The 22154-nt window shown below is 61.2% G+C and carries 19 protein-coding genes; 8 read left to right on the top strand and 11 right to left on the bottom strand.

The genetic code is table 11. From position 1 onward, the window contains the following. Window positions 1-19: 19 nt before the first annotated feature. Entirely contained in the window at window positions 20-664 is a 645-nt protein-coding gene (nadD, locus tag AC0IYN_RS14120; RefSeq protein WP_471841829.1) for a nicotinate-nucleotide adenylyltransferase, read from the bottom strand. After that, window positions 664-1929 (bottom strand): glutamate-5-semialdehyde dehydrogenase, encoded by a 1266-nt coding sequence (locus AC0IYN_RS14115; protein ID WP_471841828.1) that lies wholly within the window; start codon window positions 1927-1929, stop codon window positions 664-666. Before AC0IYN_RS14115 ends, nadD begins: the two co-directional genes overlap by 1 nt. Before the next feature lie 174 nt (window positions 1930-2103). Between AC0IYN_RS14115 and AC0IYN_RS14110 the strand changes: the two genes are divergently transcribed. Both AC0IYN_RS14110 and AC0IYN_RS14105 read left to right on the top strand, forming a co-directional pair. Continuing rightward, window positions 2104-2787, top strand: a complete 684-nt coding sequence (locus AC0IYN_RS14110) for a DNA-3-methyladenine glycosylase (protein ID WP_471844783.1) — start codon at window positions 2104-2106, stop codon at window positions 2785-2787. A gap of 105 nt (window positions 2788-2892) precedes the next feature. After that, window positions 2893-4209: a bifunctional DedA family/phosphatase PAP2 family protein gene (locus AC0IYN_RS14105; RefSeq protein WP_406596882.1), complete on the top strand. Its 1317-nt coding sequence runs from the start codon at window positions 2893-2895 to the stop codon at window positions 4207-4209. On the opposite strand, the gene AC0IYN_RS14100 is transcribed toward AC0IYN_RS14105, so the two are convergent. After that, window positions 4203-4418, bottom strand: a complete 216-nt coding sequence (locus AC0IYN_RS14100) for a hypothetical protein (protein WP_406596881.1) — start codon at window positions 4416-4418, stop codon at window positions 4203-4205. The two genes, AC0IYN_RS14105 and AC0IYN_RS14100, sit on opposite strands and share 7 nt — an antisense overlap. Window positions 4419-4516: 98 nt before the next feature. Continuing rightward, complete coding sequence (locus AC0IYN_RS14095) at window positions 4517-5107, bottom strand: LON peptidase substrate-binding domain-containing protein (RefSeq protein WP_457239207.1); 591 nt, start codon at window positions 5105-5107, stop codon at window positions 4517-4519. A gap of 219 nt (window positions 5108-5326) precedes the next feature. Here AC0IYN_RS14095 and AC0IYN_RS14090 point away from each other — a divergent pair, with 219 nt between their 5' ends. Both AC0IYN_RS14090 and AC0IYN_RS14085 read left to right on the top strand, forming a co-directional pair. Next, on the top strand, window positions 5327-8788 hold the full coding sequence (locus tag AC0IYN_RS14090; protein ID WP_471841823.1) for a phage tail tape measure protein: 3462 nt from the start codon (window positions 5327-5329) through the stop codon (window positions 8786-8788). A gap of 46 nt (window positions 8789-8834) precedes the next feature. Continuing rightward, window positions 8835-10505, top strand: coding sequence for a hypothetical protein (locus AC0IYN_RS14085; protein ID WP_471841821.1), 1671 nt, complete (start codon window positions 8835-8837; stop codon window positions 10503-10505). Here AC0IYN_RS14085 and AC0IYN_RS14080 read toward each other — a convergent pair. Both AC0IYN_RS14080 and AC0IYN_RS14075 read right to left on the bottom strand, forming a co-directional pair. Further along, the gene (locus AC0IYN_RS14080; RefSeq protein WP_457239210.1) at window positions 10502-11218 is read right to left on the bottom strand and encodes an LrgB family protein; all 717 of its coding nucleotides are present in this window, start codon (window positions 11216-11218) and stop codon (window positions 10502-10504) included. The genes AC0IYN_RS14085 and AC0IYN_RS14080 overlap by 4 nt on opposite strands. Continuing rightward, the gene (locus tag AC0IYN_RS14075) at window positions 11215-11568 is read right to left on the bottom strand and encodes a CidA/LrgA family protein (protein WP_015886074.1); all 354 of its coding nucleotides are present in this window, start codon (window positions 11566-11568) and stop codon (window positions 11215-11217) included. The genes AC0IYN_RS14080 and AC0IYN_RS14075 overlap by 4 nt, the downstream gene beginning before the upstream one ends. A 164-nt stretch (window positions 11569-11732) precedes the next feature. Between AC0IYN_RS14075 and AC0IYN_RS14070 the strand changes: the two genes are divergently transcribed. The 3 genes from AC0IYN_RS14070 to AC0IYN_RS14060 all read left to right on the top strand — a co-directional run bounded on the left by AC0IYN_RS14070 (window position 11733) and on the right by AC0IYN_RS14060 (window position 14792). Then, window positions 11733-12188, top strand: a complete 456-nt coding sequence (locus AC0IYN_RS14070) for a MaoC family dehydratase (protein WP_010206803.1) — start codon at window positions 11733-11735, stop codon at window positions 12186-12188. A gap of 214 nt (window positions 12189-12402) precedes the next feature. After that, window positions 12403-14121, top strand: coding sequence for a C13 family peptidase (locus AC0IYN_RS14065; RefSeq protein ID WP_406596877.1), 1719 nt, complete (start codon window positions 12403-12405; stop codon window positions 14119-14121). A 29-nt stretch (window positions 14122-14150) separates the two neighbouring features. Then, window positions 14151-14792: an oxidoreductase gene (locus tag AC0IYN_RS14060; RefSeq protein ID WP_078050342.1), complete on the top strand. Its 642-nt coding sequence runs from the start codon at window positions 14151-14153 to the stop codon at window positions 14790-14792. A gap of 116 nt (window positions 14793-14908) precedes the next feature. Here AC0IYN_RS14060 and AC0IYN_RS14055 read toward each other — a convergent pair whose 3' ends face one another. From AC0IYN_RS14055 to AC0IYN_RS14035, 5 genes are all read right to left on the bottom strand, one after another. After that, window positions 14909-15193, bottom strand: coding sequence for a YceK/YidQ family lipoprotein (locus AC0IYN_RS14055; protein ID WP_406596876.1), 285 nt, complete (start codon window positions 15191-15193; stop codon window positions 14909-14911). After that, a complete protein-coding gene (gene ubiX, locus AC0IYN_RS14050) occupies window positions 15186-15815 on the bottom strand; it encodes a flavin prenyltransferase UbiX (RefSeq protein WP_028618086.1) in 630 nt (209 codons plus the stop codon). The genes AC0IYN_RS14055 and ubiX overlap by 8 nt, the downstream gene beginning before the upstream one ends. Further along, complete coding sequence (gene mpl, locus AC0IYN_RS14045; RefSeq protein ID WP_471841811.1) at window positions 15812-17161, bottom strand: UDP-N-acetylmuramate:L-alanyl-gamma-D-glutamyl-meso-diaminopimelate ligase; 1350 nt, start codon at window positions 17159-17161, stop codon at window positions 15812-15814. Before mpl ends, ubiX begins: the two co-directional genes overlap by 4 nt. A 97-nt stretch (window positions 17162-17258) precedes the next feature. Then, on the bottom strand, window positions 17259-17993 hold the full coding sequence (locus AC0IYN_RS14040) for a hypothetical protein (protein ID WP_406596875.1): 735 nt from the start codon (window positions 17991-17993) through the stop codon (window positions 17259-17261). A gap of 384 nt (window positions 17994-18377) precedes the next feature. Then, window positions 18378-20303: a sigma-54-dependent Fis family transcriptional regulator gene (locus AC0IYN_RS14035; protein ID WP_458375964.1), complete on the bottom strand. Its 1926-nt coding sequence runs from the start codon at window positions 20301-20303 to the stop codon at window positions 18378-18380. Window positions 20304-20576: 273 nt separating this feature from the next. Here AC0IYN_RS14035 and exaC point away from each other — a divergent pair, with 273 nt between their 5' ends. Next, complete coding sequence (exaC, locus tag AC0IYN_RS14030) at window positions 20577-22097, top strand: acetaldehyde dehydrogenase ExaC (RefSeq protein ID WP_034109459.1); 1521 nt, start codon at window positions 20577-20579, stop codon at window positions 22095-22097. The last annotated feature ends 57 nt before the right edge of the window (window positions 22098-22154 follow it).

Here is a 22154-nt window from a genome sequence, read left to right as displayed (position 1 = left end):
TGCGTTCAAGCGCGCCTTTTCAGTTCGACGCACGGTAAAGCCCGTGCGCATCGATGTAGGCCAGGACCGCGTCAGGCACCAGGAAACGTACCGACTTCCCGCTGGCCAGCAGTTGACGGATCTGGGTGGCGGACACCGCAAGCGGGGTCTGCCAGACGAATGCAATATTCCCGTTCGACCCGGTCAGGGCCAAGGGGTCACTTACCGACCGCGCGGCCAGCAGGTTGCGCAAGGCATCCGGCGGTTCGCTGTCGGCATCCGGGCGTTGCAAAACCAGGATGTGGCAATGCTGGAGGAGTTCCTCCCAGCGGTGCCAAGAGGGCAGGCCGCAAAATGCGTCCCAGCCCAAAAGCAGAAACAACTGGTCATCCGCGGCCAACTCGGCGCGCATCAGTTCCAGGGTGTCAACAGTGTAGGACGGTTTATCGCGCTTGAGCTCGCGGTCGTCAACCACCAGCGGCGCTATGCCGTCCACCGCCAGGCGCACCATTTCCAGGCGCTGCTGCGGTGACACCTGCGGCGTATCGCGATGGGGCGGCCGTGCGTTGGGCATCATGCGCAACTCGTCGAGCGCGAGGGCATCCGCGACTTCCAGGGCACTGCGCAAATGGCCGATGTGCACGGGGTCGAAAGTACCGCCGAGCAGCCCGATGCGTTTACCCATCAAGTGCGCACATGACCGTCGCCGAACACCACGTACTTCTCGCTGGTCAGGCCTTCCAGGCCAACCGGGCCACGGGCGTGGAGCTTGTCGGTGGAAATACCGATCTCCGCCCCCAGGCCGTATTCGAAGCCGTCGGCAAAGCGTGTCGAAGCGTTGATCATCACCGAGGCGGAATCCACTTCGTTGAGGAAGCGTCGCGCATCGCTGAAATGCTCGGAAACGATAGCGTCAGTGTGCTTGGAGCCGTAGGTGTTGATGTGTTCGATAGCTTCGTCGAGGTCGTCGACAATCTTGATCGACAGGATCGGCGCGGTGTATTCGGTGTACCAGTCCAGCTCGGTCGCCTCGATCACGTCCGCGCCCAGCAGCGCACGGGTACGCCCGCAACCGCGCAGCTCGACGCCCTTGTCGCGATAGATGGCAGCCAGCGGCGGCAGCACGCGATCGGCAATGCCGACGTGCACCAGCAGGGTTTCCATGGTGTTGCACGGGGCGTAGCGGTGGGTCTTGGCGTTATCGGCGATGCGGATTGCCTTGTCGATGTCGGCGGCCACGTCGATGAACACGTGGCACACGCCGTCCAGGTGCTTGATGACCGGCACCTTGGCATCACGGCTGACGCGTTCGATCAGGCTCTTGCCACCGCGCGGCACGATCACGTCGACGAACTCCGGCATGGTGATCAGCGCGCCAACGGCGGCGCGGTCGGTGGTTTCCACCACTTGCACCACTTCGGCAGGCAATTCGGCCACGGCCAGGCCCTGCTGGATGCAGGCCGCGATGGCGCGGTTGGAATTGATCGCCTCGGAACCGCCACGCAGGATGGTGGCATTGCCAGACTTGAGGCACAGGCTCGCGGCGTCGATAGTCACGTTCGGACGCGACTCATAAATGATGCCGATCACGCCCAGGGGCACGCGCATCTTGCCGACCTGAATGCCGGACGGCAGGTAACGCATATCGCGGATTTCACCGATGGGGTCAGGCAGCTTGGCCACCTGACGCAGGCCTTCGATCATGTCGTCGATACGTGCCGGGGTCAGCGCCAGGCGGTCCAGCAGGGCCGGCTCCAGGCCATTGGCGCGGCCGTTGGCCAGGTCTTGCTCGTTGGCGGCGGTGAGCTCGGAGCGCGAAGCATCCAGAGCATCGGCGGCAGCCAGCAGGGCACGGTTCTTCTGCGCGGTGCTCGCACGGGCGATCAACCGCGAGGCCTGACGGGCAGCGCGACCCAGGCGGGTCATGTAGTCAAGAACGGACTCAGTCATGGTCAGGGAGTCTTGGCAGGGAGGAAAGCGGCAGATTATAGCTGTGACGCCGCCCGACTGACAGCGGTGAGGGGCGGATGGTCGAAATGAACTGTAAAAACCTGGGGTTCAGCGGTAATTAAGGTGGGAGTTGTTATGATTCCGTCACATTTAGCCGTATTTACCCTGACCGCCATGCCCAGTTCATCGCCGCAACTCCCCGCCAGCGCCCTGCCCGACAGCTTCTTCGACCGTGACGCCCAAACGCTCGCGCGCGATTTGCTCGGAAAAGTCATACGCCATCGCGTGGGAGAAATCTGGCTTTCGGCGCGAATTATTGAAACCGAAGCGTATTACGTGGCCGAAAAAGGCAGTCACGCGTCATTGGGCTACACAGAAAAGCGTAAGGCTTTGTTTCTGGATGGTGGCCATATCTACATGTACTACGCCCGTGGCGGCGACTCCCTTAACTTCAGCGCCCATGGGCCAGGCAATGCCGTGTTGATCAAATCGGCCTATCCATGGGTCGATGAATTATCCGGCCCGGCCAGCCTGGCGCAAATGCTGCTGAACAACCCGAATGCCGACGGCAGCCCGCGCGCCGCGCAAAAGCTGTGTGCCGGCCAGACCCTGCTGTGCAAGGCCTTGGGCCTGAAGGTGCCGATGTGGGACGCCAAGCGCTTCGATCAGGAATTGCTCTACGTTGAAGACGTGGGCCAGGCACCGAGCCAGATCATCCAGACCACCCGCCTGGGCATCCCCAGCGGCCGCGATGAGCACCTGATGTACCGCTTCGTCGATGCTGGCTATGCGCCTTATTGCACGCGGAACCCGGTGCGCCGGGGCCAGGTCGAAGGCCGCGACTATTTTTTGACTTAACACGACCTGTAGGAGTCCGGCTTACCGGCGATGGCGATCTCAAGGCCGTCATCGCCGGCAAGCCGTACTCCTACAAGCTGTACGAACTTGGATGGAGTGGATTGTATGGGCCAATGGCTCGATAGCATTACCGGCTGGTTGACCCTGAACCCCGAATGGCTGGCGGTCGCGGTGTTTATCGTCGCCTGCGTGGAATGCCTGGCCATCGCCGGGCTGATCGTGCCGGGCACCGTATTGTTGTTTGCCATTGCCGCACTCGCTGGCAGCGGCGCGCTGTCCCTGAGCGAAACGCTGCTGCTGGGCTTCCTGGGCGGGCTCTTGGGTGACGGCGTTTCCTACTATCTGGGGCGACATTTCCACCAGAATATCCGGCGTTTACCTGGCTTGCGTCACCACCCCGAGTGGATGAACAGCGCCGAAACCTACTTCCACAAATACGGCATCGCCAGCCTGCTAGTGGGGCGTTTCATCGGCCCGCTGCGGCCCATGCTGCCGATGGTGGCCGGAATGTGCGACATGCCCTTCCCGCGCTTCGCGGCGGTGAGCATTGTTGCCGCGGCCGGCTGGTCGGTGGCCTACCTGTTGCCGGGCTGGGCGACCGGCGCGGCCTTCCGCCTGCCGCTGCCTGAGGGTTTCTGGCCTGAGGCCGGCGTTGTGGCGGCCTGTATCGCGGTGGTGGTGGGCCTGAGCCTGAACAGCAGCCTGCGCGGCCATCGTCGCGCCACCTTGTGGATCGGCTGCGCTAGCCTGACGGTATTGATCGCCCTGTTTATCGGCTACCCCCACCTAAATGACTTCGACCAGGGCCTGAGCGCCCTGGTACAGGAACACCGCAGTCCCTGGCTGGACGAAGTGATGGTGCGCATCACCCAACTGGGCGAGTTCAAGAAGATGTTCGTGGCCAGCGCCATCTTTACCGGCCTGCTGCTACTGGCGCGGCAATGGCGTCATGCGATTTTTGTTGGCGTGACTCTCGCCGGTGCGGCGGTGATCAACACCGGGACCAAGCTGTTCTTCGCCCGTGGCCGTCCGGAAATCCTCACCGACCCGCTGACCAGCTTCAGCATGCCCAGCGGCCACGCGTCCGGCGCGTTCGCGTTTTTCCTGGCGCTGGCGATCCTGGCCGGTCGCGGGCAACCGATCCGGCTGCGCCTGACCTGGATGCTGCTGGGCTGCATCCCGGCGGCCTTTATTGCGCTGTCGCGGGTCTACCTCGGTGCCCACTGGCCCACGGACATCCTCGCCGGCACGCTGTTGGCGATGACGGTGTGCGCGTTCAGCCTGGGCATCAGCCAATACCGAAGCCCGCTGCCGGCGATGTCGCGAAAGACCTGGTGGCTGTTGCTGCCGGCATTGGTCGCGGTGCTGAGCTTCATCGCGTTGACCGGCACACCCCATGCCTTGCTCCGGTATGCCTACTGACCCTTGGCCGGACCGATCCAGTCGACCGAGGCGGCTCGGCGCTCAACGTAGCGCTCACGCCGCTCCAGCAACATCTCATCGGCGATTCCCGCCGCGCGCTCGGCGATGTACTCCGGACCGCGGTTTGCATCTTGCTGGATCAGTTGCGCGGTCACACTGACGAGAAACCCGTCCCAGACCGCCTGCTCCGATTGCGTTAGCCGAATCATGTTCACCCCCCGACCCTGTGTGTGATCGGAGACTAGTTCAGGCCCTGCGCACGGGACAACACAGGAACTTCTGACAACAACGCCGGATATTTCCGAAATCAGCTGAACAACTCACCCTGCAACTCGTCGAGCAACATCTGGATCGCATCCAGCCGCTGCTGCGGGTCGTCGAGTTGCAGCAGGTCGATCTTGTCGGCTTCGGTGAAAGGCAGCAGATACGCCAGCTGATTGCCCAAGGCTTGCTGCCCCTCGGCATGGGCGTCCATGTCCAGCGAAGCCACCATCGGGTGCTCGGCCAATGCCTGCAGCAGTGCCAGCAGGTCGGCGTCCTCTTCTTCCAGCGGCTGGTCCGGCAGGTCTTCGAGCCACTGCACGTCGGCCACCAGCAACTGGTCCTTCTGCACGCCGGCGTCCCGCACCCGGAACCTACGACCGCCTTCGACACGAATGCCCAGCAGGCCGTTGTCCTGCTGCTTGAAGTCGCGAATCAGCGCTTCACAGCCGATCAGCGCGTAGCCGTCCGGGGCCATGCCCACTTCCTTGCCGTCGAGGATGCACACCACGCCAAAGCCTTCGCCCTTTTTCATGCAGCGACTGATCATGTCCAGGTAGCGCGCCTCGAATATCTGCAGGTCGAGGGTGCAGCCAGGGAACAGCACGGTATTGAGCGGGAACAGCGCCAGACTCATAGAGGTTTCCTTAAAACCGATTAAAACGATTACCCACACAGCCACTGTCTTGCAGGCCGTGACCATCATGCCTCAGCACCATTCTAGCCGCCCCCTGCCCTCTCGATATTTTTTGCAACCTTGCCTATTTATCCCCCTACATATTCAAAGACACCCTCCAGCACATGCCCCCGACAATCAGCCGCACGACCAACGCAATGCGTACATGAGGGCAAATACGTGGCAAATCCTTTTAGTCAGGACCGCACGGAAACACTTCCCGCGGCCTCTATATTTATCACTGACGTCGTCAGCGCCAGTCAGTCATCCGCAGTACTTGCACCCAATACCGAAACGCCAGCCTCCACAGGTAAAACCCCTAGCCTGGACGATGTCGACGCCTTGTTCGGCCCCTTGCGAATCGGCGAGTACACGGTGACCCGCAAAACACTCCACGCCATGAGCGCCACCCTCTACGGCGAGGCGATCACGGCAGCCAACACCTACTTTGCCAGTCCCGACCAACCCTTCATCGATGCCCTGGAATTTGACCCCACCCACCTAAAACGACGCCTGACATCGGCGGTTGCCCAGGAAACCACACAGACTGCCAGCCTGATGTATGAAATAGCCACCCATCGCTCCCCCGAGGCCCCACCCCTGTTTCGCGAGATAGCACAAAGCCCCACCGATGCCGACCTGGGTGCGGTGGGCAAAGTGTTGGACGCCGTACAGCAACTGGACATCACCCGCGCGCCCATGCCCGACCAACTTCCCAACTGGGTGAATCGGGGCAAGACCCGCACCATGGCCGTCGTCGGCGTGGGCATGCAGCTCTACGGGTTGTACAGCGCCTATCGCGGGGCAATAGAAGCGCTCAAGCAAGGTGATCTGGGTGAGGCCGCGATCAACCTGGGCGGCGCCGCCACCGAAATCACCTCGATCGGGGTCGAGTACGCAATGACCAAGACTGGCCAAGGCATGATCCGGCAGGGTTCGCAGAACCTGGAGCTGTTCAGCAAAACCTCTGCTGGCAAGTGGCTGGCGCGTAGTTCCGGGATAGTTGCTGCGGTGCTGACACTGCCATTTGATCTCTACACCGCGATCAAGTCCTTCAACGATGCGGCCAAGGCTGAGGGTAAAAAAGCCCAGGACCTTTACGTCACTGGGGGCTTGAGCGTGTTCAGCGCCACGCTCTCACTGGCCCTCGGCTGCGCTGCCCTGGCGGGGTTGCAGTTTGCCGGCCCCATCGGGCTTATCGCGGCCGGCCTGATGATCGCCGGGGCTGCCATTTACCAGGCAGCACGTGTGGTCGACGACATCGATGACTACATCGAACTGACCGTCGGCGAACGCTGGCGCGCCGGTTGGCTTGCCTTCTGGGCATGCGAGCAGGACACGGAACTCATGGATCGCTTCAATGTGGCCAAAACCTACAGTGACTATGAAAAGCTACTCAAGAACAGGAGCCTGAAGTGGCTCAACAACGAATTCAAGAAGAGCTTCGAGGCCGTCTATATCGGACGTTTCGAGGTGAAATCCGAGCCGCGCGAGATACATCGCTTCGAATGGGCCGTGGGTGAAGAACCCTACACGGTGGTCAACATGCCGGCCATCAAGGACACCAACGACGTGTTCGCCGCCTGGGACGGTATCCCCGTCGATAAGGAGCACGTGATACTCGGCCATCGCGCCCCGAACAAAGGCGTGTTCTGGCAGCTCGGCGACGGTGACGACCAGATCCTCGGCGTTGGCGAGCAACCCAACCATTTCAGCCTTGGCGCAGGGCGCAAGCGCCTGAAAGCAGGTAATAAAGATGATGCGTTTGTCTTTCAGGTCGCAGCCCAGACGCTGACATCCAACTACAAGGACCAACCGGGATTACTGGATGGTGGGGATGGTACCGACCTGCTCTGGCTGCAGGGTAAGCACAGGGCTGTGGTTCACGGGGCCAATCCCACGCCCTATCGTGGGTACAACGTCGATCTGAAGCAGCAACGCCTCGAACTGCTTCCCGTTGATAACACTGCGGAGCCCGTGCTGCAGGCGCGCCTTTCCTCTATCGAAAAAGTCGAGACGCTGGCCGGGGCAAGCAACAAGGTGGTTGGCAGCGACCAGGCCGACATGATTGCCGCCAATGGCAACGATACGGTCGAGGCCGGCGATGGCGATGACCATATCAGCCTGCGCGGCCTTTTCTGCCGGGCCGATGGCGGACCAGGCATGGATACCTATTACCTGCACAAGGCGAGCCGCCAGATACAGCTCAACGAGGATGGGGGAGCCGAAAGCCTGGTGTACCTCGGAGTGTCACTGGAGTGTGTGCAAACCTGGACGATTCAGGGGGAAGCCCTGGTGATTCACTCGTTGATCGATCATTCAGCGCGTTCACCGCTGCGGGAAGTGCTCATCAACACTGTCTACAAGGCGCATGCAGGCAAACGCACGTTGCACAATGCCAAATGGCTGTTTGTCACCGAAGACGGTTACTACCTTCAACCCGACTTACCCAGCGAAATAGCCGGCAGCGATGACGCTGAGGTTGAAGTACTGGTGATCGTGCCAGGCACCTCCAAGACCTCCCCCGTTGTGCTGAACGACAACCGAGAAATCAATGCCACAGAATATTATCTGGACCGTGGTAGGACGAGTCGGTCCCTGAGTGTCGGTCGAACGCCCGCCCAACAGTCCTGCACCCTGTACATCGACTTCGACAGCAGCGAAATCACCGGTGTCGACGCCACTTACAATGTGGACGTCAACCGCCGTATCAATACGGTTCTCAGTTACACGCGACTGTCCTACAGGATCTACTTCACTCAAGGGACGCTGTTTATCCACGACCCGATGATCGAAAACCCGGTCACTAAGTCCGACATGGGTGGCGGGGTCATGAGCTCATCCTGGAAGTCCCTTACCGACATCACGCTGGTGATGCGCGACGGGGTGGCCTACGACTTGGACTTTCCTCTCAACAACTATCATCAAGATGCGCGAAACCCTGGCTATAGACGCGTTGAAAGCCGAGGCTCATTACGTGAACGCGCGGGCCGATATTTGTGCGTCAAACCCACGACCGCCCGATACCCGTTAAAAGCGACCCCGCAGAAAATCAGTTTTCCGGCCGTGGACTTTCGCTCCCTTTATCACCTTGAGGGGCGGTCGAGCTACTACGAGCTCTACCCCAGCACAAACATGTCACTGCAACTGTCCACCGTCGAGGGCAGCCAGATGTCCTCCATCTGGAATATCTATATGGAGAAAGTCGATGGCCAGATTCAGCGCAACGAACTGAGCCTTGAAAACAACTTGCTGGAGATCGGCACTGTGCACGTGCTCTTCCCCGGCAGTGAAACGCCGAACGTTCCGATTGAAAGCGTTTATGTGTTCCTGAAGTCAGGCATCACCTACAAAATTCATTCCTTGTTTGACTGGATTGAACTGTATGCCATCGATGCCGCAGCTTTCCCGTCGATCCCAGCCATGGTCGAAGAAATCCACCAACACAGACAGTACGAGCCGAACCAGACATTCACCGGGACGCGTGTACTTATTCATAACCTTCAATTGAATGACGCCCCGGCCAGCGCGCTTTACTACGTCGCCGATACGGACACTTGGGAAATCGATAGCGACCGCGCCAGAGCCATCAAGGCCGATGACCTGACGATCAAAAACCCCTCGAGCGCCGAGCAAGGTTGACACAGCGCGATGGCTCAACTCCTCAACTACGTCACGGAAAGACAAAATGCCCAAACACCCTCGCCCCAACCTGCCGCCAAGAATAGACAACGTGGGTCCTCACACCAGCCGCCCCCCTGAAGCCAAAGTGCCGGCGTTTCGTCCACCTGACCTTGCCCCAAACCTGGCGGTGGATACCGTAGCCCCCCCCAACACGCGATTCGGCCTGTCACCAAGCAGCGAGCAAAACAGTCTCAGCCCCATAGCGGCTCAAATCTCGGTTTCGCCGGTCGTGACCGGCAGCCCACCCGTCCATGCCGCAGTCAACCCCTTGGCTGACTACCTGCTCAAACCCGCCATGTTGCGAGGCATGCAGCCGGCGAACGCAGAAGGTTTTCGCTACATTGTCGGGCGCACATTTGCTGACGTGGAAAACATAGGCACGGTACACATCGAGTTCGACCAGGCACTCAAAGCCTACCGGATGACCGACCTGTACGGGCGGTTGCCGCCGGGCCCGGTACTGTTCAAGAACGCCACAGAGCCAACCTGGTGGGCCCAGGACACAAACCCACTGAAACGGCCGCCGCCGCGCCCCGCCCTTCCCCCCGATCCGTCCCCCCAAGCCGGCGATGCCTGGGCCGCCCTGCTCGATGGTCCGTTCAAATCACTCCATCCCGGCAAAACGCCTGACGAACTTGCCGAGTTGTTGCGCGCATACAACCTGTCGCCTGCCCAGCATGCACGCCTGTTCGGCGACCTGCGCCAGCAGGCCGGCATTCCGCAATGGGCGATACAGCACAAACTGCAGAGCGAAGACGCGAGTAACCCGCGGCGCTTCGATCAATTGCGCCAGGAAATCGAGCCATTGATCCCGCACTTGCGCAATCAGAGCCTCGGCAACCTGGTTGACTTCGAAGACAGCATGAGCCGCGCGTTTCTCGATGGATTCCTTGAAACGCTGGGCTATCAGCAAAATATCCACAACATGTTGTACCGCACCGACATTCCCGCTCTGTTCCGGGGTGATGACAGGACACCGTTTGAATTAGCGCGAGACCAAAAGATGCTTCCACGCATGAAACACAAAGCGGGCACGACAACTGATACGCCCATCAGCGCCTCCTTGAGTTTTGACGAGGCGGTAACGATTTACGCAGGTTTCAAGCCGCCGCCCGAATACCTGAAATACAACTACCAGACAGACACTCGACCGCCGAGAAATCCGAACAAGCCGCAGGCAGATTCCGAATCGTCTGAAAGCGAAAGTTCCGACTCATCTCAGACATCCGGATCCGACAACAGCGATATGATTCGCCGCAGGCAGCGTTTCATGTTCACCTATGTCATCGACACCCGTGGCATGGAAGTGGTGCTCAGTCACGAAAATGCGGTTTTCAACTCCAAAGGCAAGAACAAGGACGCCTGGCTGCCAGAGGACGCCTTCGAAGCCCACCTGTCCGTGCCGAAGCGCGATGGTATTCCCAGCAATCGACTCTGGGTGGTGAATTCGACCGGGACACGGGCTGCAAATATCTTAGACCTCAACCGAGAGGCCGGCGTCAGAGGGGTGCGTATCGAGTCCGATACCCTCGGTGGCGCAAAAAACAAGTATGAGTACGATGCCCTGATCGACCAGGTGGCTGCAGCGGGCAAACCGATTCTGCAGGTGAAGAGGGGCATGTTCGCAGATGACATTGCCTGGCCAGAGACAGCGGAGTTCTCAAACCCGGTCTAAACGATCACCGACACAGCCAACGGCAGGAATACAGCGGTGGCCACACCCATCAGGCTCATGGCCAGCGCCGCGAAAGCCCCGCACTCCTCGCTTTCCTGCAGGGCCACCGAGGTGCCGACGGCGTGGGCGGTCATGCCCAGCGCCATGCCGCGCGCCTCGGGGCTGTGCACGCCCAGGCGTGACAGGTACGCCGGGCCGATCATCGCACCGATCACGCCGGTGATCAGCACAAACACCGCCGCCAGCGCGGCCACGCCACCGATCTGCTCGGCCACCAGCATGGCGATCGGCGAGGTCACCGACTTGGGCGCCATGGTCATCAGCATCATGTGTTCGGCGCCGAACCACCAGCCCAGCAGCACACACAGGCCGGTGGCCAACACCCCGCCTATCACCAGCGTAGTAAAAATCGGCCAGAACAATTGGCGAATACGCCGCAGGTTCAGGTAAAGCGGCACCGCCAGCGCCACCGTCGCCGGGCCGAGCAGGATGCCCATGATCTCGGTGCTCTTGCGGTACTCGGCGTAGCTCAGGCCACAGCTGATCAGCACACCGATCACCAGCAACATGGAGACCAGCACCGGTTGCAGGAAAATCCAGCGGGTTTTCTCGAAGCCTGCGAGCACCAGTTGATACGCACCAAGGGTGATTCCGATGCCAAACAAGGGATGGTGAATCACCGCCGTCCACGCGCCGTGCCAGTCGAAGTTCATTGGTCCTTCTCCTTGCGCTTGACCATCTGCTGCATCAGCACGCCGACAAAGCCCATGGCAATCACCAGCGACAGCACCAGCGCGCCGACAATGGCCCAGAAGTCAGCGGCGATGTCCTTGGCATACACCATCACCCCCACCGCGGGCGGCACCAGCAGCAACGGCAAGTAACGCAACAAGCTGCTGGCCGCCAGGCTCAGCGGCTCGCCAACTTCGCCTCGCCACACCAGAAAGCCGAGCATCAGCAGCAGCCCGATGATCGGCCCCGGCAGCACCGGCAACAGCAAATGGTTGATCGCGGTGCCGATCAGTTGAAACAGCACCAGCCAGGTCAGGCCACGTAACAGCATCCGTTCTTCCCCCCTCAGGACTCGCCCGCATTATAAGCACGCCAGCCCTATGCACCGGCATTCGCCAAAAGCATGGTGGGTTGACCGGGCTGATTGGCCATGATGATCTACATTGGTTCTCTGTAACCCATAAAAACAGCACCGATGAACCAAGGAGAGACGCAATGCCCTATGTACCCGTAGCGCAGCTCAAAGATTATGTCGGCAAGGAACTGGGACGTTCCGAATGGCTCACCATCGACCAGGCGCGTATCAACCTGTTCGCCGAGGCCACGGGCGATCATCAGTTCATCCACGTCGACCCGGTCAAGGCCGCACAAACCCCGTTTGGCAGCACCATCGCCCACGGTTTCCTCTCGCTGTCGCTGATGCCCAAGCTGATGGAAGACCTGCTGATCGTGCCCGAAGGCCTGAAGATGGCCGTCAACTATGGCCTGGACAGCGTGCGCTTCATCCAGCCGGTGAAGGTCAACTCCAAGGTGCGGCTGAACGTGACCCTCAATGACGTCACCGAGAAAAAACCCGGCCAATGGCTGCTCAAGGCCACCGCCACCCTGGAAATCGAAGGGCAGGAAAAACCAGCCTACATTGCGGAGTCGTTGTCACTCTACTTCGTGTAACCCCCCGCCCCCTCTGTAGGAGCTGGCTTGCCAGCGAAAAACGCACAGCCGCCGCATTCCCCCCCGAATGCCTGCGCCATCGTTAACGTCCATCGCCGGCAAGCCGGCTCCTACGGGTCTGTGGAGAGGCAAAATCCTCACCACCGCGTATGTAAATTTATGTATGAAACTCGCAGCTGCGGCATACTCGGCGCTCAATTATCCGGATCCCGCTATGCGCCCACTCGCTCCCCTCGCCCTTGCCCTGTTGCTCACCGCTTGCGGAGACGGCGAATCGCTGTTGCCGCCCGATGCGCGCCTGCCCGACGGCGGCCGTTACCGGGGCGATGTGGTCGATGGCTTGCTGCAAGGCCAGGGCCGCGTGGACTACCCCAACGGCAGTTGGTACGCCGGTCAGTTCGACAAAGGCCAGTGGCACGGCCAGGGCGAGTGGCATGGCAGCAATGGCGAAGTCTATAAAGGCCAGTTCCAGCAGGGCCTGTTCGATGGCCAGGGCAGCCTGACCACGGCAGGCAGCCACTATGTGGGCGGCTTCAAGAACGGTCGACGCAACGGCGAAGGCACCCTCAAAGAGGGCCAGATGACCTATCGCGGCGAATTCAAGGACGACCAGTATTCCGGCCTCGGTCGCCTGGAGCTGGCGGACGGCAGCCAGTACCAGGGCCAGTTCGCCCACGGCAAGCCGAATGGCGAAGGCCAGCGCAACGACGACAGCGGCAACCAGTTCAGCGGCCATTTCGTCGATGGCCAACTGGAAGGCAACGGCACCTTCAACAGCGCCGATGGCGATATTTATGTCGGCCAGTTCAAGCAGAACCAGCTCAACGGCAAGGGCCGCTACGAGAACGCCGACGGCGACGTGTGGATCGGCCAGTTCAAGGAAGGCGCGCTCAGCGGCAAGGGCGAGTTGATCGGTGTCGACGGCAGCCACTATGTCGGCCAGTTCAGCGATTGGCGCTTTACCGGTGAAGGCCGCCTGAACCTTACCGACGGCAGCTTCTATATCGGTGGTTTCGACAGCGACAGCTACCAAGGCAAAGGCACCCTGGTGCTTACCGACGGCAGCGTGCAGGCCGGCACCTGGGTGAACGGCCTGCGCGTGCGTGACGCCGATGGCAAACTGCTGCCCGACCCACTGGAGATCGGCGTGCTGGCCCAGGGCCGCCTGCTCGACACCGCCCTCGCCGCCGTACCCGCCTCTACCCCCGCCGTCGAGCTGTACACCCTGGCCGTGGCCGGCGATGGCAAGCAGAGCGTGTTCCTGCGCGAAGCCGATTACGTCAGCAACATGCTCACCACCCGCTTCGGCGCGCGTGGGCAGATTCGCCTGGTCAATCACCGCGACCACATCGCCGACCGCCCCTTGGCCACCCGCGAAAGCCTGCGTCGCGCCGTGCTCACCCTGGCCGAACGCACCGGCCCGGAAGACCTGGTGTTTATCTACCTGACCAGCCACGGCACCCACGAACACGAATTGGTGCTGGACCAACCGCGCATGGAGCTGGCCGACCTGCCCGCCGATGAGCTGGCCGCAGTGCTGGCGCCGCTGAAGAACCGCGACAAGATCGTGGTGATTTCCGCCTGTTACTCCGGTGGTTTCATCCCAGCCTTGAAAGATGAACGCACCCTGATCATGACCGCCTCCCGGGCCGACCGTGTGTCCTTCGGTTGTTCCGAGGAAGCCGACTTCACCTACTTCGGCGACGCCCTCTTCGCCCAAGCCTTCAACCAGACCGACGACTTGCAGCAAGCCTTCAAGCTGGCGCAACTGCATGTGGCCGAACGCGAACAGGCGGACAACTTCGAAGCCTCCGAGCCGCAGATCTGGGCCCCCAAGGGTGTGATCGCCCATTGGCAATTATTACGCAAACAGCAGGCACGAAAGGCGCTCGAAAGCGTCTCAATGAATAGCAAGGAAGCCAAAGGCAACTAAGCTGAACTGTGTAACAAGGGGGAAACACCATGTACCTGACGCCTCAGCATATCTTGCTCGCCGGAGCCTCCGGCCTTACCGGCGAACACCTGCTCGATCGCCTGCTCAACGAACCCACCGTGACCCGCGTGCTCGCACCCAGCCGCAGGCCATTGGCCGAACACCCCCACCTGGAAAACCCGGTGGGCGACCCGGCGGTGTTCCTGCCGCAACTGAGCGGCCCGGTGGACCTCGCCTTTTGCTGCCTGGGCACCACCATCAAACAGGCCGGCTCCGAAGCCGCCTTCCGCGCCGTCGACCTGGACATGGTCGTGGCGTTCGCCAAGCGTGCGCGGGAAATGGGCGCGCGTCACCTGATCGTGATCAGCGCGATCGGCGCAGACCCGAAGTCTTCGATCTTCTACAACCGCGTCAAAGGGGAAATGGAAGAGGCACTCAAAGCCCAGGACTGGCCACAACTGACCATCGTGCGGCCATCGTTGCTGTTGGGGGAACGCTTGGAACCACGCCTGGCAGAACAACTCGCCGGCCCGTTGTCGCGGCTGATTCCCGGCAAATACCACGGCATCGAAGTGTGCGAACTGGCCCGCGCCATGTGGCGCCTGGCGCTGGAAGAACAGGATGGGGTGCGGGTGGTGGAGTCGGATGAGTTGCGCAAGCTCGGCAAATAATTGGCGGTGACGGGGCTGACGCCATCGCTGGCAAGCCAGCTCCTACAGGGGAGTTGCGGCAATCCCATTGTAGGAGCTGGCTTGCCTGCGATGAGGCCAGCACAGGCAATACACCTCTACAGGCCGCCTGTAGCATTGAAGCCAACGCCCAACACCGTCAACACCGACAGCGGCAACAACAACGTATCGAGCAACGCACTCGCCGGCAGGTCCACACCCGGATAAGCCGGCGCCTCGGCACCAAACCTGTCCATGGCGCAACAGCCGCCATTCATGGCATACAAGTCCAACCGCGTGCCGGCATACACCACCGGCGCGTTTGGTTTAGCTGCGTCCAGGGTGCGCGCGGTGGCGCAGCCCGTGAGGTGCAACGCCAACACCACCAGCAACGCCTTATTCATCGCTGCTCAAATGGTGTTCGCCCCAACGTGGCAGCATGTCCTGAGGGATGTTCAGCAAGTTGAGAATGCGCGCCACCACAAAGTCCACCAGGTCATCGATGGTCTGCGGCTGGTGATAGAAACCGGGCGAAGCCGGCAAAATCGTCACGCCCATGTTCGACAGCTTGAGCATGTGCTCCAGGTGAATGCTCGAATACGGCGCCTCACGTGGCACCAGGATCAACTGCCGGCGCTCCTTCAAGGTCACGTCCGCCGCGCGTTCGATCAAGTTGTTGCAGGCCCCCGTGGCAATCGCCGACAAGGTGCCCGTGGAACACGGCACCACCACCATCGCCGCTGGCGCGCCCGAGCCGGACGCCACAGGTGACATCCAGTCTTCTTTACCGTAGACCTTGATCTGCCCCGCCGCCGCACCGGTGTATTCGGTGAGAAAGGCCTGCATTGTCTGCACCTTGGGCGGCAACGCGACATCAGTCTCCGTGGCCATCACCAACTGCGCGGCCTTGGAGATCAGGAAGTGCACCTCACGGTCTTCACGCACCAGGCAATCGAGCAGGCGCAAACCATAGGGCGCGCCTGAGGCGCCGGTCATGGCCAGGGTGACGCGTTCCGGGCCGCTCATTTCAGCGCCTCGGCCAGTTTGCCGTGCAGGCCACCAAAGCCGCCGTTACTCATCACGACCACATGGGTGCCCGGCTTGGCTTGCTGCTTGACGTGTTCGATGATGCCTTCGATGGAGTCGCATACGGTGGACGGCACCGTGCACAGCGCGGCAATCCCCGGCAGGTCCCAGCCAAGGTTGGCCGGTGCGTACCAGACCACATGGTCGGCGTCGTTGACGCTTTCCGGCAGGCCGTCGCGGTGGGCGCCGAGCTTCATGGAGTTGGAACGCGGCTCGATAATCGCAATGATCGGCGCGTCGCCAACCCGCTTGCGCAGGCCATCCAGGGTGGTGGCAATGGCCGTCGGGTGGTGGGCAAAGTCGTCGTAGATGGTAACCCCATTCACGTCGGCGACTTTTTCCATGCGCCGCTTCACGCTCTTGAAAGCGCTGAGCGCGGCGATGCCCATGGACGGCACCACGCCCACATGCCGCGCAGCCGCCAGGGTGACCAAGGCGTTGGCGACGTTGTGCTGGCCCGTCATGTCCCACTCGACAATGCCTTGGGCCGCGCCTTCGAACAGCACTTCAAAACGGGAACCGTCTTCGCTGAGCAGCTTGACCTGCCACTGCCCGCCCGCGCCGGTGGTTTGCACCGGGGTCCAGCAGCCCATCTCGATCACACGCTGCAGGGCAGGCTCAGTGGTCGGGTGGATCACCAGGCCTTCGCTTGGAATGGTGCGTACCAAGTGGTGGAACTGCCGTTCGATGGCCGGCAGGTCGGGGAAGATGTCGGCGTGATCGAACTCAAGGTTGTTCAGGATCGCCGTGCGCGGGCGGTAATGAACGAACTTGGAACGCTTGTCGAAGAAGGCGCTGTCGTATTCATCCGCCTCGATCACGAAGAACGGCGTATCGCCCAGGCGCGCCGACACCGAGAAGTTCTGCGGCACACCGCCAATCAGGAAGCCCGGGCTCATGCCCGCATGCTCAAGCACCCAAGCCAGCATACTGCTGGTGGTGGTCTTGCCGTGGGTACCGGCAACCGCCAGTACCCAACGGCCTTGCAGCACATGGTCGGCCAGCCACTGCGGGCCAGACACATAAGGCAAACCTTTATTGAGTACGTATTCGACCGCCGGGTTGCCGCGCGACATGGCATTGCCGATCACCACCAGGTCCGGGACCGGGTCGAATTGCGCCGGGTCGTAGCCTTGGGTCAGCGCGATGCCCTGGGCCTCGAGTTGCGTGCTCATGGGCGGATAGACATTGGCGTCGGAGCCCGTGACATGGTGGCCCAGCTCTTTGGCCAGAACCGCCATCGAGCCCATGAACGTGCCGCAAATACCGAGAATATGAATGTGCATAGTCGACCTCGTAAAACATCGAGGCAGGTTAGCGCAGGGGGGCGAAAATCGCACTCTTTAGCTGTGGGGCGGCGGCCCCGCAGGGCCGCCCGGGGAATTAGACAGTCGTCGTATCCGCCGTTGTTTCGTTCGGCAACTCGGTTTCCTTGAACTTGATCATTCTGCCGATGAACGTGTTCATCGCCTCAAAACGCTTGTCCAGGCTGTCCAGCCGCCTGATGTCGGTAACAGTTGCGCTGGAAGTACCGGCGTAAGGCCGGAAGATCAGGCCGCATTCCTCACCGATATCCTTGAGGTATTTTTCGGCCGCATCGTACGACGTCTCAAGCATTGTCAGTCGTTCACCCGTGGCCAGTGACCCACGCTTCGTCATCTCAAGGGCGGATGCCCCCGTCCCCTGCAGTATTGCCATGATGCTATTGGCCACGACTTCGATACGCAGTTCGGCCAGCGCCAATCGCGTGTCCACATTGGCGCTCTGTACCGCAACACTGTCTGGAGGCATTGCCCCCTGAGTGCTGGGTGCCGGCTGGTGAACCGGTGGAAGCAGGGGGGTCTGGGCGGCGTACTGGCCCTTGATCGCCTCCCCTGTCCAGGCAGACCCCGCGTACGTTGCGATGCTCATGGGCGCGCTGACAAGTCCGTTAATGCCCGCGTTGACAAAGGCATCGCGGGCAACGGTTCCCAGTTGAGGGGTATTGGAAAACACACCGGCCTTGTGCAATCGGTCCGCAACCATCAGGTTTTGCGTGACTTCAGCCAGAGACTTGGGGGCGGCATGGCTTTGGGAAGGAAGGGTATTGGCCACTGGATGGCCGGTGATCGTCGACACGATATCCTTGAAGCCGTCCCGCCCAACCCTCGTCGGCGGCTTTGGGCTTGGCGGCGCAGGAGCAGTTCGAGGCAGAGTGCCCGTAGACGGCCCACCACTGGGTACACGCAGCGGGGGAGGTGGTTGGCGCCTGAACATGTTGAAAAACAGCGCTGTAGGCGTCGGCGGAATCGGACCGGTTATACGCATAATATTCACCTTAATGACTTCTGATACGGAGAGTGGTTGAGTCAGGCAACGCCAAATTGCACGTTGCCCGTCTCTTCTGCGTCTCTAAAAAACCATCACCCGTTCCAGAAAATCAACGCCTCACAAAAACTCGGATCTGTCGTGCGATAAGTCATTACCGCGACTTACAATCCTCTGTTAAAACGCGTCAGGCAACTAACACTCTTGGTGCAATTGACGGGCAATGCCGTACTTTCGCAACTTTCTGTACAGCGTATTTCGACTGACACCCAGAACAACTGCCGTCTGGCTCATGTGCCAATGTTGCTGCGCCAACGCGGCCAACAAAGCACCCCGCTCGGCGGCATCAAGGGATGAATCGGCCAGTGGCACGGCGCTGACCGTTGCGGGCTGCGAAACGCGAACAGTGGCGGGCAAGTCGTCAAACCGGACAAGACCGTCGGCGCACAACGCGATCAACGTGCGCAGCACCATGCGCAGTTGCCGCACATTGCCCGGCCAGGCGAAGGCCAACAACGCCCGACGTGCCGCGGGATCGAGGCTGACCTGCTGCTCACCCGCTTCCTGGGCCAGCAGAAAATCCAACAGCTGTGATTTATCTGCGCGATCCCGCAGTGCCGGCAGGGGGATTTCCAGGCCATTGAGGCGGTAGTAGAGGTCCTCGCGGAAACTGCCGTCCTGCACACGTTCGAGCAAATTACGGTGGGTGGCGCTGACAATGCGTACGTCCACCGCCTGGGGCTCACCGCCGAGCGGCACCACCAGCCGGTCTTCCAGCACCCTCAACAGACGGGTTTGCAGCGCCAGCGGCATATCGCCGATTTCGTCGAGGAACAGGGTGCCACCGTCGGCCTGCTGCAACTTGCCTTGCATGCCCTCTTTGCGAGCGCCGGTAAAGCTGCCGCCACGGTAGCCGAACAGTTCGCTTTCGATCAGGCTTTCCGGGATGGCAGCGCAATTGAGCGCAACGAACGCCTTGTCGGCACGCTGGCTGGCCTGGTGCACCGCCTTGGCGAAGGCTTCTTTGCCGGAACCGGTCTCGCCATTGATCAACAACGGCACATCACGCTCGAATACCCGCAGCGCCTTGCTGAAGTCTTGTTGCAACGCCGGGTCGCCGAGGCAGATGCCAGGCAAGCGCGGCCGCTCCACCACGGCTGGCTTGACGACCGCTGCAGGAATGCTGCGCACCTGGCCGCGCAACGCCGCGAACAAATGCCGGCCATCGCGGGTGCGTAATGGCCAACTGGCGGTGGCATTGGCGCTGGCGCGTCCGAGCAATTGATCCAGGGAGCCTTCGAAAAACGCCTCCACCGGCTGCCCCAATAAGCCGCCACGCTGCTGCCCCAACAGGTTCAGCGCGCTCTGGTTGACTGCACAGATGCGCCCTTCGCCGTCGAATGCCAGCAAGCCTTCGCTGAACAGCCCCACCGACTCCGCCTGCAAATGAAAGCGCAGCAGCCAGTGGTTTTCAAAATGCCGCAGGAAGTAACAACTCTCGATCATCTTCGCCGACAGATTGACCAGCGCCATGGTGTGGAACTGACTCTGGCGCGACACGGCCTCCCGTGCGGAGGACACATCCAGCACCGCCAGCAAATCACCATGGGGGTCGAACACCGGGCTCGCCGAACAGGTCAGCCCGGTGTGCCGGCCACGAAAGTGTTCATCACGGTGAATGGTCAGTGACTGGCGCTCCACCAGGCAGGTGCCGATGCCGTTGGTGCCCTCGCACGCTTCGCTCCAATCAGCGCCCAGCCACAGCCCGGCGCGCTCGAAGATCTTGCGCTCGGCCGGCGCGGTGACACAGTTGAGGATCACGCCCCGCGCATCCGTGAGCAGCACCGCGTGCCCGGCCCCGGAGAGTTGCTGATGCAGGCTGTTCATCTCGCTGCCGGCGATGTGCAGCACCTGCTGCAGACGCTCGCGGCTTTCCAGCAGGCGCCCGTGTTCCAGCACGGTGGGGGCGATGGTTTGCGCGGGGTCGAGGTGGTAGTCCTCCAGGCAACGCAGCCAGGAGCGGGCGATGGACGGATCGCTGGCCGGTCCGTGGGCCAGTGCTTGACCACGTGCCACGGTGAGCACCTGCTGGGCATGGCGGCTGAAATGATCGTTGTGCATTTCTTATTATTCTCCCTGCGTGAGAACGCCCAGCATCCCCCAGCGACCCAGGCAATGCAATCCCAGGCCGACCCACCGGTCACAGGCTGTACCGTTTGTGGCACAAACTGTCACATGGCCTGTACCCGCCCTGCTACAGCAACGCCTTGCAACAATGCCCAACCCCTTGATTTCCCTGGCCCACGAAGCGGTGGCCCAACCTTTGCTCTACGCTTTATCAAGCGCTTGCTGCGCTGCGCTCCCAATAAACATAAAAGCCAGGAGATACCCACCATGCGTTACGCACACCCCGGTACTGAAGGCGCCATCGTTTCGTTCAAGGCCAAGTACGGCAACTACATCGGTGGCGAATTCGTTGCGCCGGTCGATGGCAACTACTTCACCAACACTTCGCCGGTCAACGGCAAGCCCATCGCCGAATTCCCGCGCTCCACGGCCAAAGACATCGACAAAGCACTGGACGCCGCCCATGCCGCCGCCGACGCCTGGGGCAAGACCTCGGCCCAGGACCGCTCGCTGGTCCTGCTGAAAATCGCCGACCGCATCGAACAGAACCTCGAATTGCTGGCTATCACCGAAACCTGGGACAACGGCAAGGCCGTGCGTGAAACCCTCAACGCCGACATTCCACTGGCCGCCGACCACTTTCGCTACTTCGCCGGCTGCATCCGCGCCCAGGAAGGCACCAGCGCCGAAATCAACGAACACACTGCGTCGTACCACTTCCACGAGCCACTGGGCGTGGTCGGCCAGATCATTCCGTGGAACTTCCCGCTGCTGATGGCCGCGTGGAAACTCGCCCCGGCCCTGGCCGCCGGTAACTGCGTGGTGCTCAAGCCTGCCGAGCAAACCCCGCTGGGCATCAACGTGCTGCTGGAAGTGATCGGCGACCTGCTGCCACCGGGCGTGCTGAACGTGGTGCACGGTTTCGGCAAGGAAGCCGGCGAAGCGCTGGCGACCAGCAAGCGCATTGCCAAGATTGCCTTCACCGGCTCAACGCCCGTGGGCTCGCACATCATGCATGCGGCGGCCGAGAACATCATTCCATCCACCGTAGAATTGGGCGGCAAGTCGCCGAACATCTTCTTCGCCGACATCATGAAGGCCGAACCTTCGTTCATCGAAAAGGCAGCCGAAGGCCTGGTGCTGGCATTCTTCAACCAGGGCGAAGTGTGCACCTGCCCTTCCCGCGCGCTGGTGGAAGAGTCGATCTACGACGACTTCATGAAAGTGGTGATGAAGAAGATCGAGTCGATCAAACGTGGCGACCCGCTCGACACCGACACCATGGTCGGCGCCCAGGCGTCCGAGCAGCAGTTCGACAAGATCCTCTCCTACCTGGAAATCGCCAAGGGCGAAGGCGCGCAACTGCTGACCGGCGGCAAGGTCGAGAAGCTCACCGGTGATATGGCTGGCGGCTATTACATCCAGCCGACCCTGCTCAAGGGCACCAACGAAATGCGCGTGTTCCAGGAAGAAATCTTCGGCCCAGTGGTGAGCATCACCACCTTCAAGGACGAAGCCGAAGCCCTGGCGATTGCCAATGACACCGAGTTCGGCCTGGGCGCCGGGGTGTGGACCCGCGACATCAACCGCGCCTACCGCATGGGCCGGGCGATCAAGGCGGGCCGCGTGTGGACCAACTGCTACCACCTGTACCCGGCGCATGCCGCGTTCGGCGGTTACAAGAAGTCCGGCGTCGGCCGTGAGACGCACAAGATGATGTTGGATCACTACCAGCAGACCAAGAACTTGCTGGTGAGCTACGACATTAATCCGCTGGGCTTCTTCTAAACCGTTAATCCGCTATCGCCGGCAAGCGGGCTCCTACAGTGGGTCGCATTTCAAGTG

The organism is Pseudomonas sp. AC112 (assembly GCF_979253545.1).
This window is presented reverse-complemented; position numbering and strand designations above follow the sequence as displayed.